The 15,709-nt window shown below is 71.6% G+C and carries 11 protein-coding genes and 2 pseudogenes; 9 read left to right on the top strand and 4 right to left on the bottom strand.

The window, feature by feature from the left end; all coding sequences use genetic code 11:
• Positions 1–774 carry a glucose 1-dehydrogenase gene (locus H4687_RS39585; protein WP_046918658.1) on the top strand — a complete coding sequence of 258 codons (774 nt, stop codon included), beginning with the start codon at positions 1–3 and terminating at the stop codon, positions 772–774.
• A gap of 198 nt (positions 775–972) precedes the next feature.
• Here H4687_RS39585 and H4687_RS39580 read toward each other — a convergent pair whose 3' ends face one another.
• Complete coding sequence (locus H4687_RS39580) at positions 973–1,974, bottom strand: ScbA/BarX family gamma-butyrolactone biosynthesis protein (RefSeq protein ID WP_046918659.1); 1,002 nt, start codon at positions 1,972–1,974, stop codon at positions 973–975.
• 176 nt (positions 1,975–2,150) lie between these two features.
• Here H4687_RS39580 and H4687_RS39575 point away from each other — a divergent pair, with 176 nt between their 5' ends.
• A complete protein-coding gene (locus H4687_RS39575; RefSeq protein WP_046918660.1) occupies positions 2,151–2,795 on the top strand; it encodes a ScbR family autoregulator-binding transcription factor in 645 nt (214 codons plus the stop codon).
• Positions 2,796–3,692: 897 nt separating this feature from the next.
• On the opposite strand, the gene H4687_RS39570 is transcribed toward H4687_RS39575, so the two are convergent.
• Positions 3,693–4,415 carry a ScbR family autoregulator-binding transcription factor gene (locus H4687_RS39570; protein ID WP_050398603.1) on the bottom strand — a complete coding sequence of 241 codons (723 nt, stop codon included), beginning with the start codon at positions 4,413–4,415 and terminating at the stop codon, positions 3,693–3,695.
• 206 nt (positions 4,416–4,621) lie between these two features.
• Here H4687_RS39570 and H4687_RS39565 point away from each other — a divergent pair, with 206 nt between their 5' ends.
• Complete coding sequence (locus H4687_RS39565) at positions 4,622–5,833, top strand: IS701 family transposase (protein WP_046919171.1); 1,212 nt, start codon at positions 4,622–4,624, stop codon at positions 5,831–5,833.
• Here H4687_RS39565 and H4687_RS39560 read toward each other — a convergent pair.
• Complete coding sequence (locus tag H4687_RS39560) at positions 5,813–6,664, bottom strand: shikimate dehydrogenase (RefSeq protein ID WP_233443476.1); 852 nt, start codon at positions 6,662–6,664, stop codon at positions 5,813–5,815. The two genes, H4687_RS39565 and H4687_RS39560, sit on opposite strands and share 21 nt — an antisense overlap.
• Before the next feature lie 350 nt (positions 6,665–7,014).
• Between H4687_RS39560 and wrbA the strand changes: the two genes are divergently transcribed.
• The 4 genes and pseudogenes from wrbA to H4687_RS48255 all read left to right on the top strand — a co-directional run bounded on the left by wrbA (position 7,015) and on the right by H4687_RS48255 (position 11,530).
• The gene (gene wrbA / locus H4687_RS39555; RefSeq protein ID WP_046919169.1) at positions 7,015–7,629 is read left to right on the top strand and encodes an NAD(P)H:quinone oxidoreductase; all 615 of its coding nucleotides are present in this window, start codon (positions 7,015–7,017) and stop codon (positions 7,627–7,629) included.
• A 241-nt stretch (positions 7,630–7,870) separates the two neighbouring features.
• Positions 7,871–9,076, top strand: a complete 1,206-nt coding sequence (locus H4687_RS39550; RefSeq protein WP_046919168.1) for a 3-hydroxybenzoate 6-monooxygenase — start codon at positions 7,871–7,873, stop codon at positions 9,074–9,076.
• A 40-nt stretch (positions 9,077–9,116) separates the two neighbouring features.
• Complete coding sequence (locus H4687_RS39545; protein WP_046919167.1) at positions 9,117–10,607, top strand: peptide ABC transporter substrate-binding protein; 1,491 nt, start codon at positions 9,117–9,119, stop codon at positions 10,605–10,607.
• A gap of 640 nt (positions 10,608–11,247) precedes the next feature.
• Positions 11,248–11,530 (top strand): annotated as a pseudogene (locus H4687_RS48255) (DUF6766 family protein).
• Between the two features lie 22 nt (positions 11,531–11,552).
• Here H4687_RS48255 and H4687_RS39540 read toward each other — a convergent pair.
• Positions 11,553–13,445: an ABC transporter ATP-binding protein gene (locus tag H4687_RS39540; protein ID WP_046919166.1), complete on the bottom strand. Its 1,893-nt coding sequence runs from the start codon at positions 13,443–13,445 to the stop codon at positions 11,553–11,555.
• 174 nt (positions 13,446–13,619) lie between these two features.
• Between H4687_RS39540 and H4687_RS39535 the strand changes: the two are divergent.
• Positions 13,620–14,283: pseudogene (locus H4687_RS39535) on the top strand (lysylphosphatidylglycerol synthase domain-containing protein).
• A 308-nt stretch (positions 14,284–14,591) separates the two neighbouring features.
• Positions 14,592–15,674 carry a mechanosensitive ion channel family protein gene (locus tag H4687_RS39530; RefSeq protein ID WP_046919165.1) on the top strand — a complete coding sequence of 361 codons (1,083 nt, stop codon included), beginning with the start codon at positions 14,592–14,594 and terminating at the stop codon, positions 15,672–15,674.
• The last annotated feature ends 35 nt before the right edge of the window (positions 15,675–15,709 follow it).

The raw sequence follows: 15,709 nt of genomic DNA, 5'->3' as shown, positions 1-15,709 counted from the left end.
ATGACATCCTCAGGGAACGGACTTCTCGTCGACAAGGTGGCCCTCATCACGGGTGCGAGCAGCGGCATCGGTGCCGCCGCCGCCCGGGTCTTCGCACGCGAAGGCGCCCGTGTACTGCTCGTCGCCCGACGGGAGAGACAACTGGCCGACCTGGTCGACGCCTTGCAGTCCGAGGGACACAAGGCCCGGTACGCGGTCGCCGACGTGGCGCGCGGCGCCGAGGTGGCGGAGGCGGTACGGGCTGCCGTCGAGCACTTCGGGCGGCTGGACGTGGCCTTCAACAACGCCGGATACGGAGTGGAGCAGACCCCGCTCCATCTGATGGACGACGAGACATACGACCGGATCATGGACACGAACGTCCGCGGCGTCTGGAACTGCCTGCGCCACGAGATCACCGCGATGCTGGAGACGGGCGGCGGCTCCATCGTCAACACCAGCAGCGTGGGCGGCCTGGTGGCGACGCCGGTCGCGGCGCCGTACGTCACGTCCAAGCACGCGGTCGTCGGTCTGACCCGGGCTGCGGCCGCCGAGTACGCCGGCCAGGGCATCCGGGTCAACGCGGTGGCTCCGGGGACGACGCGCAGCGAGATGGTGAACGACTGGTTCCGGGACAACCCGGGCGTGGAGCCGATGCTCCATCAGCTCACCCCGCAGTCCCGCACGGCGGAGCCCGAGGAGATAGCCGAGGCGGCCGCCTGGCTGTGCAGCGACCGCTCCTCGTTCGCCACCGGTGTGATCCTGCCGGTGGACGGCGGTTTCACGATCCTCTGACCGGACGACGAACGGGGTTCCGCGTGGTGCGGAACCCCGTTCGTCGTGCTCCTCACGTTCGTCTCGCCCTCGCGTCCAAGTACTCGTCGTGCTCATCGCGTTCGTCGTGCTCCTCGCGCTGCCCACGTCGCTCGCGTCCGATGCTCGCCGCTGCCGCCGTCGTCGTGGCGCCGGGCGAGCCCGCCCCCCGGCGCCGGTCTACGCGGTGGGCACCGCAAGGACGATGGTGCTGGTGAACGCCGTACGACCGTCCTGTACGGCCCGCACGGACACGACCCTGACCGCCGGATCGGCCGACTCGCACTCCTCCGCCTCGATGAGGCAGGGCGTGTCGAACTCCACGTACCGCTCGAAGGAGTTATCGGTGGAGATGGCCGTACTGCCGGGGACGAGGACCCGCGTGACCTGCCGGGCGGCCTCCAGCAGCACCATCCCGGGGATGTGGTCGTTGGGGTGCTCGAAGAGGATGGGGTGACGCTGGTCGGCCCGCAGGAGCCACCGACCCGGAGCGTCCCCGGGGGCGAGCACCACGTCCGGGGCGTAACGGCGGTCGACCAGCGCGGGCTCGACCGGTTCGGCCAGCGGCGTCTGCGTCCGGGCGTCCGGCGTCAGCCGCTCACCGCGGATCCGGCTGTAGACCTGCGGCCGGAGCATGCTGGCCTTCGCCACGCCCGAGCCCACCGGCCGGCCGTCGCGCATGATCTCGACGTGGAAGTCCACCCCGGCCAACTGCCCGCCCCTGTGCCGGACGTTCGCGGTGGTGATGGACAGCGAAAGCTCGGCCGGCGTCCCGAATATCTGCAACTGCTCGGGCTCACAGGTGTATTCGAGGCCGTTCAGGATGAAGTGGCTGTTGAGCGGAACACCGAACTCGGCGTGCGAGAGCAGGGTGCCGACCTGGCGGATGGTCTCCGCTACCAGCGTCGGGTCGTAGTGCTCCCCGCATGAGGACGTGAAGTAGCTGTGGGCGCGCGGCCATTGCGCGGAGGCCACGAAGCGGGTGTCGTCCAGGCGCTGCCACCCCGTCAGCAGCACCTCGGCCACGGCGGCACGGTGGACGTACTCCTTGGGCACCGTGGTGGTGAACCTGGGCTGCTGCCCTCTCTGGGCCGGGATGAAGATCTTGGAGCTGGAATCAGAGCTGTTGGGCCGGTCGAGCAGCGGAAGCGGGGCTTCCAGTTCCACGTCGTTCTCAAGCATTGATACGGACATGTCCCCCCCAAAAGGAGATTCGAACCCCTGTCGGCTCCATCACAATACAGGTCAGCCGGTTTTTTTCCATCGTCTGAGGGCACCGACTTGATAAGTTGTCGTACCGGCCGTTCCGAGTACCGCTCCGGTCGGCGGTGGCATTACTCGAGCACAGGAGAAACCGCATGGCACAGCAGGCGCGGGCAGTGGAGACGAGGCGGCTCATCCTGCAGGGCGCGGCGTTGGTCTTCGACGAGATGGGCTACGACGCGGCGTCGATCAAGGAGATCCTGTCCAGGGTGTCGGTGACCAAGGGCGCCCTGTACTTCCACTTCCCGTCCAAGGAGGACCTGGCGCGCGGCGTACTGGAGGAGCAGACGCTCCATCTGCACGTGTCACCCCAGACGTCCAAGTTGCAGGAGGTGATCGACCTGACCATGGCCGTCGCCCACGCACTGCCGAACGACGCGATGCTGCGCGCCGGGAGCCGTCTGGCGCTGGAGCGCGGGTCCATCGACTTCGCGTCGGACAGCCCCTTCCTGGCCTGGGCCAAGGTGTGCGAGGAACTGCTGGAGCAGGCCAGGCGCGACGGCGAGGTGCTGCCGCACGTCGACTGCCATGAGACGGCGGAGCTGATCGTCGGATCCTTCACCGGGATCCAGGCGTTCTCCCAGATCAGCTCGGCCCTGCTGGATCTGGAGAAGCGGGTGTCGGCGATGTGGAAGCACATCCTGCCGTCCGTCGCCATCCCGGCCGCCCTCGCCCGGCTCGACACGGCCCCCGACCGTGGCGCCCGCCTGCAACAGGCACACCAGGCAGCCGCCGTGTAGTGACCCCGGGGGCCCGCAGCGACGTCCAGCGACGCGCGGGCCCCCGGGCCCGCCCACGCGAGCGACGGCTGCAGGTCACTCGCCCCACCAGGACGGCCCCGCCCGGACCAGCACCAGCGGCAGCGGCGGCCACTCGCCCGACCTCGTTCGGCGAGAGCGCCCAGCCCACTTCGGGCAGAGGCCGCGAGTCCCTGCCTACGTCGGTGGCGACGCGGGGGTCTCGGGCGCCTCCGAGCAGCCGACGGGCGGGCGTCGCCCATGCGCACGGGCGGCTCGGGGGCGCTCACCTGACCGCGCCGAGCGGGCGCACGGGCCGGCTCGCACGGCCGTAGCGGCACGGAACCCCCGGCCAGGCCGAGCCGAAGCCGCCCCGCCCTCGACCGACCCGGACGAGCGGGTGGGGGCGCTCACCACGCAGCGACCAGCGCACGGGTCCCGTACGCACCCACCCACGCACCCACCCACGCACCCACGCACCCACGCACGACAAGGCACCCCCCGCCGATACCCGAGCGGAAGCCGCCTGAGCCTGGCCCCACCCCCACGAAGCAGCACGGGAGCCCTCCCCCACCGCGACCAGCCGGCGCACGGGCCCCGCCCCCTCCACCGAGCGGCGCGAAACCCCCCGCCGATGCCGAGCAGCGGCCGCCCCACCCCACCGCCGACCGACCCGGCAACCCGACGGGCGCGTCGGCACACACCCCCATCACCAGGGCCGTTTCCGTCACCCGGCGTCACCCCAGAACCCCGTGAGCCCTGGCCGCCCTGACCAGCGGCCGGCGGCCGGACCCCACCCCGGCCGGGCCGGGCCGGATCGGGAACGCGCCCGGCGCCGATCAACGGCGCGCGGGCCCGCACTCCGCACCGTCCTGCCCCGCACCGCCCCCGCACGGGCCCTCAGCCCACGCCGGCCCGCCCCGGCGCGCCGGCCCGTTCCCCCGGGCGCCCGCGCTCCCTCGGTCCGGCGCCCCGTGGTGACGGCCCGCGCGGGGCCGGGAGCATGGGTCGCCCGGAGGGGCGCAGGCCGCCGATCCGCTCCGGCGGCACGAGCGCGGGCAACAGGGACTCCCATACGCCGGTGACGGTCGCCGCGGCCAGCCAGCCGCGGTCCTGGCGGGAGAGCATCTCGACGCCGGCGGTGGCCGCCGTGAGCATGCGGGCGGCCTGCCGGGGGTCCAGACCGGGCAGTAGTTCGCCCCGGCGGCCGGCCCGTGCGAGCACGAGCGCCACGGCCCGCCGCCAGCTCGGGTACGCGCCGGGATGGCCGCTGCCGCCGGGCCGGCGCTCGTCGCAGAGCCGCAGGCCCGCCCGGAACACGACGTCGTGCCTGATCCGGTGGGCCAGGCCGTGCGTCGTGTCGATCAGGACCTGCAGCACCGGACCGCCGGGTGCCCTGGCCGCCCGGAGGATGATCCGCCAGTCCGCGCTCGACCGCGCCGCCACGGCCTGGGCCAGCTTCTCCTTCGACGTGAAGTGGAAGTACAGGGCCCCTTTGGAGACCTTGGCCGTCTCCACGATGTCGCTCAGGCTCGTCGCCCCGAAGCCCTTCGTGTCGAAGCACACGGCCGCGGCCCGGACGATCTGCTCGCGCGTGCGTTCGGCGCGCTCTTGGCGTGGCATGGCCTCTCCCTCGTCACGGCGATCTCACCTCGGGCCCGCGCCAGAGTGCAGCCGGTGAACACTCCCACAATAAACCAACCGTGCGGTATATTATTGCCTCAGGTCGAGACCGCTTGCGGGACGAGACGACATGACGAAGTATAGAAAACCAACCGTCCGGTATTGTATGGTCGGTCTGTCGACGCTCAGCAGAAGGAGGGAGAGCCATGGAAGGCGTGGAGAGCGATGACCTGGCACAGACCTGGGGAGACGTCGCGGACGACTTCGTCACCGACTTCTGCCGGCGGATGCTGGCCTCACTGAAGCGACGTGACCAGCGCACCAGGGGTGAGTGGTACGTCTCCGGACTGCTGTCCGTGCCGGGCCGCAAGTCCATGCGCGCCCTGGCCGCCGTGACCGACCACGGCGCCGCCGAACAGAGTCTGCACCACTTCATCAGTGACTCCTCCTGGGCGTGGGCACCCGTACGGCAAGCGCTCGCCCGCCATCTGGACCGGGTCCTGCTGCCGCAGGCATGGGTGATCGGCTCCATGGCCATCCCCAAGGCCGGGGCGCACTCCGTCGGGGTCGAGGAGTCCTTCCGCTTCGACCTCGGCCGGGTCGTCAACAGCCAGCAGGCCTACGGGGTCTCCCTGGCCAACGAGCAGTTGAGCGTGCCCGTCAACTGGGGCCTCAACCTGCCCGCCGAGTGGCTGGAGGACGCGGAGCGGCGACGGCGGGCCCGGATCCCGGACGACGCCACGGCCATGAGCGTGGAGGCGGGCGCGGTGCACACGGCGGCCGAACTCGCCGACGCGGCCTGGGGGTTACGGCGTCGGCCGGTCGTGCTGGACGCCCGCACCCTGGACTCCCCCGCCCTGCTGGAGGAGATCACACGCCGCGGAATCCCGTTCGTCATGCGTGTCGACGGGGCGACCCGGGTGCTCGGCTTCGACCCCGGCCAGTCCGGTTCGGGCAAACAGCTGTTCCAGGCACGGCAGTTGGTCGAGCGGGGCAAGAAGCTGTCCAAGCCGGTCTGCTGGGTCGACCCGGAGTACTCGATAACCCGGTCGGTCCTGGTGAGCGGTACCAGGGTGACCATGCCGGCCGCCCGCAGGCCGGGCATGCCCGCACAGCCCGACCAGGCGCTGACACTCGTCGGCGGATGGCCGATGCAGAAGGGCGGGTCGCCCGAGCTCTGGCTGTCCAATCTGGTGGACGTGCCGCCTGCCGCGCTGCTGCGCCTGGGACGGCTGACCCGGCGGGCGAGCAAGGACTTCACGGAGGTCAGCACCCGGGTCGGCATGCGCGACTTCGAAGGACGCTCCTACGCCGGCTGGCACCGCCATGTGACGCTCTGCTCCGTGGCGCACGCGATCCTCGTGCTGTCCTCGGCACGCCGGCAGCGCCCCGGTGTCTCACACGAACTGTCCGCCTGACACGGCGGGCTCGGCCGCCAGGCCGGCTCGCCGGACCAGTTCGTCATGGGCCGCGGCGCGCATCGCCGCGACCGGCACATCGGTCAGACCGGTCAGCAGCTCGATCTGCCGCTCGGCCCGGTGCAACAGCGGGGACAGTCCGTGGACGACGGTGCCGCCGACGAAACCCGCCGCCTTGGCCAGCCGGGTCGGCCAGGCCGAGCACGCCGCGTCGAGGACGGCGGCGCCGGAGCGGGCGACCGTCGGGGCGAGGGCGTCGGCCGCGCCGGCCGGCAGGGTGGAGACCACCACTCCGACACCCCGGAGCAGCCGGCCCAGTTCCTCGAAGCGGTGCAGGTCGACCGAGACGCCCAGCCGTCCGGCCGCGGCCTCGGCCTCCCTGGCGTGACCGCGCTCGCGCACCACGACGACGGGCTCCCTGACGCCCACCTCCCGCAGGGCGGCCAGCGCCGCGCAGGCCGCGACTCCGCCCCCCAGCACCACGGCGGATCCCGGCGCGCCGAGCCCGGCCTGCCGTAGGGCGGCGACGATGCCGTGCACGCCGCAGTGGTCACCGAAACTCCGGCCGTCCCGCAGGACCACCGTGTCCGCGCCGCCCACGTCCAGGGCCAGGTCCGACACCTCGTCGACCAGCGGCAGGACGGCTCGCTTCAGCGGAGTGGTCAGACAGAGCCCGGCCCAGTCGTCGCCGAGCGAGTCGAACAGCGCCGGCAGGGCGGATGCGTCGCAGTCGATCGTCTCGTAGTCCCAGCGCAGTCGCATCGCCGCGTAGGCGGCTCGATGCAGCGTGGGCGACAGGGAGCGGCCCACCGGCGATCCGAGCACCGCCACGCGGTTGCTCCTTCTGTCCGCGGGCGGCGTCCGTCCCACGGGGTTTCGGTCCGTGTCCATGGATCGTTGACGCTCCTTCCGCGCCGGAGGGTGGATTTCGGATATCGGGACAGCTTAGGAGCCGGATCGCCCGGGTGGCGCGCCGACTTGACATAGACCGGCGGTGAATCGGATCGCGCACGGCTTTTTCTCCCTCCGGTGGCCGGGCCGCGCTTCTTCCGACCCGCAAGGTGACGAAATCGTGGCCGCCTGTTCGCCGTCGCACCGGCCGTCGCGGAAGAGTCCTTTCTGCGCGGCCCGCTCAATCGCTTCGCCCCGTCCGGCAGCCCCTGCGAATTGGAGTTCTGATCGTGACCAACGTCGCCGTCATCTACTACTCGTCCACCGGTCATGTGCACACGATGGCCGAGGCAGCCGCCGTGGCGGCCGAGAAGGCCGGCGCCGAGGTGCGCCTGCGCAGGGTCGAGGAGACCGCGTCGCAGTCCGCGGTCGCCGCGAGCCCGGAATGGGCCGAGCACCTCGCCGCCACCGCCGACATCGCCCGGGCGACGCTGGAGGACCTGGAGTGGGCGGACGTCCTCCTGTTCGGCACGCCCACCCGGTTCGGCCTGCCGGCCGCCCAGCTGAAGCAGTTCATCGACAGCACCGGCGACCTCTGGAACCAGGGCAGGCTGGTGAACAAGGTGGTCTCCTCGTTCACGTCCACCTCCACCACCCACGGCGGCCAGGAGAGCACCCTGCTGGCGCTGAACAACACCTTCTACCACTGGGGCGCCATCATCGTCGCCCCCGGTTACGCGGACCCGATCCAGTTCGCCGCCGCCAACGGCAACCCGTACGGCACCAGCCACGTCTCCCACGACACCACCGCTCCCGGCGAGGAGAAGCTGGATGCGATCGATTTCCAGGCCCGCCGCGCGGTCGAGATCGCGACGGCACTCAACATCGGCCTCAAGGCCCTCTGATCCGAAGCCGTCACGGCGCGGGAACTCGGTTGAAATCCGCGAATACCCCGCGCTCGTTCCGGGTGAACTCCCGCCGATCGACGGCGGGATGGCGCGAGAAGTGTGAATTCCGCTGTGAGAAGCGGGAATTACGCGAGCGTTCCGGAGCGGCGGCACTGCCTTTCCCCGCCGTCGAGACCGTTGCGCCGGCGGCCCGAGCACGACCGAACGAACCGCCACGACCAGGGAGTCGGGAAGCGAGATGGCGCAGATAATCGTCGCAGGTGGCGGCATAGGCGGGCTGGCGACCGCGCTGAGCGTCGCCCGCCAGGGCCACCGGGTGCTGGTGCTGGAGGGCCGCAGCGACTTCACCGAGCTGGGCGCGGGCATCCAGTTGGCGCCCAACGCGTTCCACGCGCTCGACCGGCTCGGCGTCGGTGACTCGGTCCGGGCCCGGGCCGTCCACATCGACGAGCTGTGCCTCATGGACGGGACCACGGGCAGGCGGATCGCCGGCCTGCCGCTCGACGACGCGTACCGTCGGCGCTTCGCCAACCCCTACGCGGTGGTCCGGCGCGTCGACCTGTACGCACCGCTGCTGCAGGCCTGCCGCGCCTCGACCGCCGTCCGGCTGCGCACCCGCGCCCGGGTGGTGCACTACACGCAGGACGACGCGGGCGTGACCGTGCACCTGGCCTCCGGCGAACGGGTGCGCGGCGCGGCGCTGATCGGCGCCGACGGCATCCGCTCCGCCGTGCGCGGGCAGTTGGTCGGGGACGGCGCCCCCCGGGTGTCCGGGCACACCATCTACCGCTCCGTGATCCCGATGGAGGCGGTACCCGAGGAACTGCGCTGGAACACGGTCACCCTGTGGGCCGGTCCCGACCGGCACTTCGTCCACTACCCCATCGGCAACGGCAGGTTCCTGAACCTGGCCGCCACCGTCGACGACGGGGCCACGGAGGAGGTGACGGGCACCCCCGTGTCCCGTGCCCGGGTGCTCGCCGCGTTCCCCCGGCTCGGCGAGACCCCCCGCAGGCTGCTCGGCCTCGGCGAGGACTGGCGCTCGTGGGTGCTCTGCGACCGCGACCCGGTCCGGCGGTGGACCGACCGACGAGTGGTCCTCGTCGGCGACGCGGCCCACCCCATGCTGCAGTACGCGGCCCAGGGCGCCTGCCAGACCCTGGAGGACGCGGTGGTCCTCGGTGACCTGATCGGCGCCGAGGAGGCGGACTTCGAGCGGCGCTTCGAGGAGTTCGCCGACGAACGGCGCGACCGCACCGCCGCCGCCCAGCTGACCGCCCGTGAGATGGGCCGCCGGCTCTACCACGCGACCGGTGAGGCGGCCCGGCGACGCGACACCGATCTGGGCGCGCTGTCCGTGCGGGACCTGCACGACCGGGTCGAGTGGCTGCACGGCGCCCGGGCCGGCGCCCTGGACGCGCGCCCGGCGTACGCGGCCGGCTGAGCACCGCCACCCGACAACATCTATGAGGAGACGCACCCGTATGAACATCATCAGCTGGAACGGCACCGAACCGGAGAACCCGCTGGTGCCGGGCGACGCGACCGAGCGCGACAGCGTGAAGATCGTGAACGCCCTGTTCACCGGCCTCGTCGAGTACGACCCGCACACGGCCGAACCGCGCCGGGCGGTGGCGAAGTCGATGGACTCGGCCGACTCCCGGGTCTACCGGATCACCCTGCACGAGGGATGGACGTTCCACGACGGGACCCCGGTCACCGCCGCGAGCTTCGTCGACGCCTGGAACTACACCGCCTACGGCCCGAACGGACTGCAGGGCGCCGAGTACCTCTCCCACATCCAGGGCTACGAGGCGACCCAGAGCGGATCGACGGACGAGCTGTCGGGCCTGAAGGTGATCGACGACAGCACCTTCGAGGTGACCCTGTCGGCGCCGTTCTCCGCGTTCGTGACCCAGCTGGGGTACACCGCGTTCTTCCCGCTGCCGCGCGCGTTCTTCTCCGACCGCGAGGCGTTCGAGGCCCACCCGATCGGCAACGGGCCGTTCCGCTTCGCCTCGCGCACCGTCGGCGAGCACATCCTGCTGACGCGCTACGACGACTACGCCGGAGTCCGCAAACCGCACGTCGACGGCGTGGAGTTCCGGTTCTACCGGATGCTGGAGGACGCCTACGCGGATGTGGTGGCGAACAAGCTCGACTATCTCGACTTCGTTCCGGCGGACGCGCTCGACGGCGGCCGGTACAAGGAGGAGCTGGCCGGGCGCTGCGTCTCCAAGCCGTACATGGGCGTGCAGTCGATCTCGTTCCCGATGCACGACGAGCGCTTCGGCGACCCGCGTCTGCGCCAGGCGCTCTCCATGGCCATCGACCGGCAGTATGTGATCGACAAGGCGTTCGACGGCGACAAGATGCTCCCCGACGGGCTGGTGCCGCCGATCGTGCCCGGGTACGGCGGCGGGGCCGGCGGGGAGCTGTGCACCTACCAGCCGGAGAAGGCGAGGGCGCTGTTCGAGGCGTCCGGTTTCCAGGGGCCGATCGAGCTGACCTCCAACGACGACTCGGCCAACCAGGTGTGGATCGACGCGGCATGCGAAACGATCACCGCGGCCCTGGGCGTCGAGGCACGGTACGCGCCGGTCCCGACCTTCGGCGAGTTCCGCAAGCTGATCAACGAACGGAAGATCACCACCGTCTTCCGCTCCGGCTGGGTCGCGGACTACCCGTCCATCGAGAACTTCCTCAACCCGATCTTCCGCACGGGCGCGGCGGTCAACGGCTCCCATTACTCCAACCCGGAGGTGGACGCGCTGCTGGCCGAGGCGGACGCCGCCCCGACCGAGCAGGAGGGCTGGGCGCTCTACCAGCAGGCGGAGAAGAAGATCCTGCAGGACATGCCGGCGATTCCGCTGTGGTACCAGAAGGTGGAGTCGGGCTGGTCCACCCGGACCAGGAACGTCACCGTCACTCCGCTGCTGCAGCTGGATCTGTTCGATGTGACGCTGGAGGACTGACCAACTGACCCTCGCGCGAGACCCGTCACCGCGGCCCGGCCGCGACGGCGGGCCTCTCGCATGTCCGGGCCCGCACGTCCGGCCGGCGGCCCGGGCCGCACGATCGTGGAAGGCATGGGCGATCCCGCCGGCCCGGACGACGACGGGCTTCCTCCCGACCGGAGCCAGGCCATCCTCGAAGCGGCGAAGGAGGTCGCTTCGCTGCCGAAGGCCGGCGGGCACCCCTTCGCCCTGGCGGGCGGCGTCGCGGTGTACGCCGACGGCGGGCCGGGGACGCTCCGACAGGACGTCGACGTCTGTGTGCTGCCGCAGGACATCGACGGGGTCAGCGAGTTCGGCGACCCGGAGATGAGGGCCTTCGTCCGCCGCACCCGGGAGTTCGCGGACGGGCTGCGCCGGGCCCTCGACGCGTTGCCGCGGGACGGTCGCGCGGTGCGGATCGCGCTCACCACGGGGTGGCCGTGTGCGCGGTGCTGGCGCCGGCGGTCTGGCTGGTGCGGCGCGGGTCGCCGGAGTCCAAGCACCCGGACAGCATCGGTACCGAGTCGGACGAGGAGCAGCGGGTGGGGCGCACGCCCGTCCCGAGTCCCCGCGCTGGGCGGCGGCGGGCGGCCTGCGCCTGAGGCTGTAGGCCAGTTCGCTGGGGTACGTCACGGGGGCCGTCCTCGCGCTGTCGTGGCTCGCCCAGTCGATCACGGGTGTGGCGGCCTACAGCGAGGAGCAGCCGAGGGGGCTCCAGGCGCCCGACACCTGGAGCGAGTACGTCCTCTCGGCCGACTTCTGGAGCCGGACGCTGCAGAACTGGCAGTCGGATCCTCGCCAGCGCCTCCATGGCGATCCTCTCGATCTATCTGCGCCAGCGCGGTTCCCCGGAGTCCAAGCCGGTCGGCGCCGCCGATACGGCAACCGGCGTCGAGGGCTGAACCCCGGGGAACCGCACCTGTCCTACACGGCGCCGACCGGTGCCTCCACCTCGGGCTCCGCCGTCTTCTCGAACTGCGTCCGGTACAGCTCGGCGTACCGTCCGTCCGCCGCCAGCAGCTCCTCGTGCCGGCCGCGTTCCACGATCCGGCCGGCCTCGACGACGAGGATCTGGTCGGCCGTCCGTACGGTCGACAGACGGTGGGCGATGACCACGGCCGTCCTCCCCTCCAGTGCCTCCGTGAGGGCCTCCTGGACCGCGGCCTCCGAGGTGTTGTCGAGGTGGGCGGTGGCCTCGTCGAGGATGACGACGCGCTGGCGGGCCAGGAGCAGCCGGGCGATCGTCATGCGCTGGCGTTCGCCGCCGGAGAGCCGGTAGCCGCGTTCGCCGACGACGGTGTCGAGGTCGTCGGGCAGGGCGCGGACGAGGTCGTCGAGGCGGGCCCGGCGCAGGACGTCCCACAGGTCGTCGTCCGTGGCCTCGGGGCGGGCCAGGAGCAGGTTGGCCCGGACGGTGTCGTGGAAGAGGTGACCGTCCTGGGTGACCATGCCGAGGGTGGCGCGCAGTGACGCCGTACTGAGGTCGCGCACGTCGACGCCGCCGACGCGGACGGCCCCCGCGTCCGTGTCGTACAGCCGGGGCAGCAGTTGGGCGACGGTCGACTTGCCGGCGCCGGAGGAGCCGACGAGGGCGACGGTCTGGCCGGGTTCGGCGCGGAAGGAGAGGCCGTGCAGGACCTCGGTGCCGCCTCGGGTGTCGAGGGAGGCCACCTCCTCCAGGGAGGCGAGGGAGACCTTGTCGGCGGACGGGTAGCCGAAGCGGACGTCGTCGAACTCCACGGCGACCGGGCCCTCGGGCACCTCGCGGGCGTCCGGCTTCTCCTCGATGAGCGGCTTGAGGTCCAGCACCTCGAAGACGCGCTCGAAGCTCACCAGGGCGCTCATGATCTCCACGCGCGCCCCGGCCAGCGCGGTCAGGGGCGCGTACAGCCGGGTCAGCAGCAGTGCCAGGGACACGATCGCGCCCGCGTCCAGGGTGCCGCGCAGCGCGAACCAGCCGCCGAGGCCGTACACCAGGGCGAGCGCCAGGGCCGAGACGAGGGTGAGGGCGGTGATGAACGCCGACTGCGCCATCGCCGTACGGACGCCGATGTCCCGGACCCGGGCGGCGCGTTCGGCGAACTCGGCGGACTCGTCGTCCGGCCGTCCGAACAGCTTGACGAGGGTGGCGCCGGGCGCCGAGAAGCGCTCGGTCATCCGGGTGCCCATCGCCGCGTTGAGGTCGGCCGCCTCCCGCTGGAGCCGGGCCATCCGGCGGCCCATGCGGCGGGCGGGGATCACGAAGACGGGCAGCAGGACGAGGGAGAGGAGCGTGATCTGCCAGGAGAGCGTGAGCATGACGGCGAGGGTGAGCAGCAGAGTGACCACGTTGCTCACCACTCCGGACAGGGTGTTGCTGAAGGCCCGCTGGGCGCCGATGACGTCGTTGTTGAGACGACTGACGAGCGCTCCCGTACGAGTACGTGTGAAGAACGCGACCGGCATGCGCTGCACATGATCGAAGACAGCGGTCCGCAGATCGAGGATGAGTCCCTCACCGAGCGTCGCGGACAGGCGGCGGCCGAGCAGTCCGAGCGCCGCTTCGGCGACCGCGATGAGGGCGATGAGCACGGCAAGGCGGACGACGCGTGCCTCGTCGCCGCCGGACACGATCACGTCCACGACGCTCCCCGCGAGCACCGGCGTCGCCACGGCGAGCAGCGCGGTCACGACACTGAGGGCGACGAACCACGCGATACGGCGACGATGTGGACGGGCGAAGGCGCCGATACGCCGTAGCGTCGCGCGGGCGAAGGGGCGGCTGTGCTGCCGGGCGGTCATCAGGCCCTGCAGCTGGGTCCAGGCGGTGGTCTCCATACTCATACGAAGAACGCTAGGACCTCGACCTAGCTTGAGGTCAAGCGTGGGACGGCGTACGCCGGGGCGCGAGTGCGGACGGCGAACCCGGGCGCGGGGAAGTCCGCCGCCGGTCGACCGCCGTCCGCGCGCCCGCAACCCCCTGTTGGCCGGGCAGGAAGAACCTCTCCCGGTGTGACAGCGATACCACTCCCCCGACGCGACGCCGGGCAGGTCACGGTACGGCGGCTCCTGTGCCTGCTGCCCCTCGCCCTGGTGCTGGTGGTCGCCGTGCGGCACCGTGCCGTTCCCGTCGAGGGCCTCGCCCAGTCGGCGTCGGCACGCCGACCCTGGCTGGCCGCGGCGGTCGGCGCGCTCCTTCCTGCCGGAGCGTCGACTCCCCTGCTGGCCACGGCAGTTGCCGTCGCATGCGCCGCCGTGGTCGTGGTTCTGCTCGTACGACGCCTGCGTGGGGCCGTGTTCGGCTTCGTGCGTACGGTGCTGGGCGAGGCCCGCGCGGTGCACACCCGGCCGGCGTGCGTCCTGGCGCTCTGGGGAGGTTCGCTCGCGTTCCTGGCCCTCCAGGCGGGCGTACCGGTCAGCGTGGGGCTGGCGTTGGGGCTTCGCGTGCCGGTGGCGCACATGGCACTCGCCTATCTCGCGGCCACGGTCGCGGTCGCCGTCGTACCGACTCCGGGCGGTCTCGGCACCGTGGAGGCCGCACTCGTGGTCGCCCTGGCCGCGGCCCGCTCACCGTGGTGACGGCGGTGGTGCTGACGTTCCGGGTCATCACGGTCTGGCCCCCCTGCTGCCGGGCGCGCTGACGCGCGGCGCGCCGGTCCGGCCGAAGGTGATCTGACGCCGGGTGAGGTGAGGGGCGCGGTGGCGGCCGGAGCCCGCAGGGGCGGGCGATCCCGGAACGGGAGGTGGCCGTACCGCGGTGCACATCCGGACAATCCCGGGGACGCGGGGCCGGTCGTCGGCCGATCCGCGCAGGTCCGGTGCCGATCAACCGTGCGGATGCGGCAGGATGAGCGGTCGCGCCCGACGTCGTACACGCGTCCGGGCCGGCGCTGATCGTGCATCTCGATTTCGAGCAGGTGGCAAGGTGACGACACATCACATACGGCTCTGGAGCCGCTCCCCGCGTCCCTCGGGAGGCGGCCGATGACCCGGGCCCTCACCCTCGACGACTACCTCGTGGCCGGAATCACCCTCGCCGCGGGCCTGTTGGCCGCGTTCCTGCTGCGGCTGCTGCTGCGCTGGCTCGGCGGTCACGCGACGAAGACCCGCTGGGGCGGTGACGACGTCATCGTCGACACACTGCGCTCCCTGGTCCCCTGGAGCGCGTTCGTCGGCGGCGCGGCGGCCGCGGCGGCGGTGCTGCCCCTGACCAAGACCGTGCAGCACAACGTGAACCAGTCCCTGACGGTGCTGTTCATCCTGGTCGCCACGATCACGTCGGCCCGGGTGATCGCCGGTCTGGTGCGCACGCTCGCCCAGTCCCGGGCCGGGGTCGCGGGCTCGGTCACGATCTTCGTGAACATCACCCGCGTCACGGTCCTCGCGATCGGCTGCCTGGTCATCCTGCAGACCCTGGGCATACCGGTCGCCCCGCTGGTCACCGCACTGGGCGTCGGCGGTCTCGCGGTGGCCCTGGCCCTCCAGGACACCCTCGCCAACCTCTTCGCCGGCATCCACATCCTCGCCTCGAAGACGGTCCAGCCGGGTGACTACATCAAGCTGAGCAGCGGCGAGGAGGGCTATGTCGTCGACATCAACTGGCGGCAGACGACGATCAAGTCGCTCTCCAACAACCTGGTGATCATCCCCAACGGCCAGCTCGCCGGCACGAACATGACGAACTTCAACCAGCCCGAGCAGGACATGACCCTGCTCGTGCAGGTGGGCGTCGGCTACGACAGCGACCTGGAGCATGTGGAGCGGGTCACCAACGAGGTCGTCGCCGAGACCATGAAGGAGGTCGACGGCGCGGTCCCCGACCACGAGCCCGCCGTCCGCTTCCACACCTTCGGCGACTCGCGCATCGGGATGACGGTGATCCTCGGGGTCGGGGAGTTCAGCGACCAGTACCGGATCAAGCACGAGTTCATCAAACGCCTGCACAAGCGCTACCGCGCCGAGGGCATCAGCGTGCCGGTGCCGCGCCGGGCGATCACCCTCCAGACGGGCGGCGGCAGCGTGGAGATCCCCCACCAGCGGGAGTCCTCGGTCGAGGTCGCCCCCTAGCTTCCCCGCCCCTGCTTCGGGGCTCCGCCTCGGCC

It is taken from the genome of Streptomyces stelliscabiei, assembly GCF_014873495.1.
Lineage (GTDB): Bacteria > Actinomycetota > Actinomycetes > Streptomycetales > Streptomycetaceae > Streptomyces > Streptomyces bottropensis.
The sequence above is the reverse complement of the archived record's forward strand: the minus strand, read 5'-3'. Positions and strand labels throughout refer to the sequence as shown.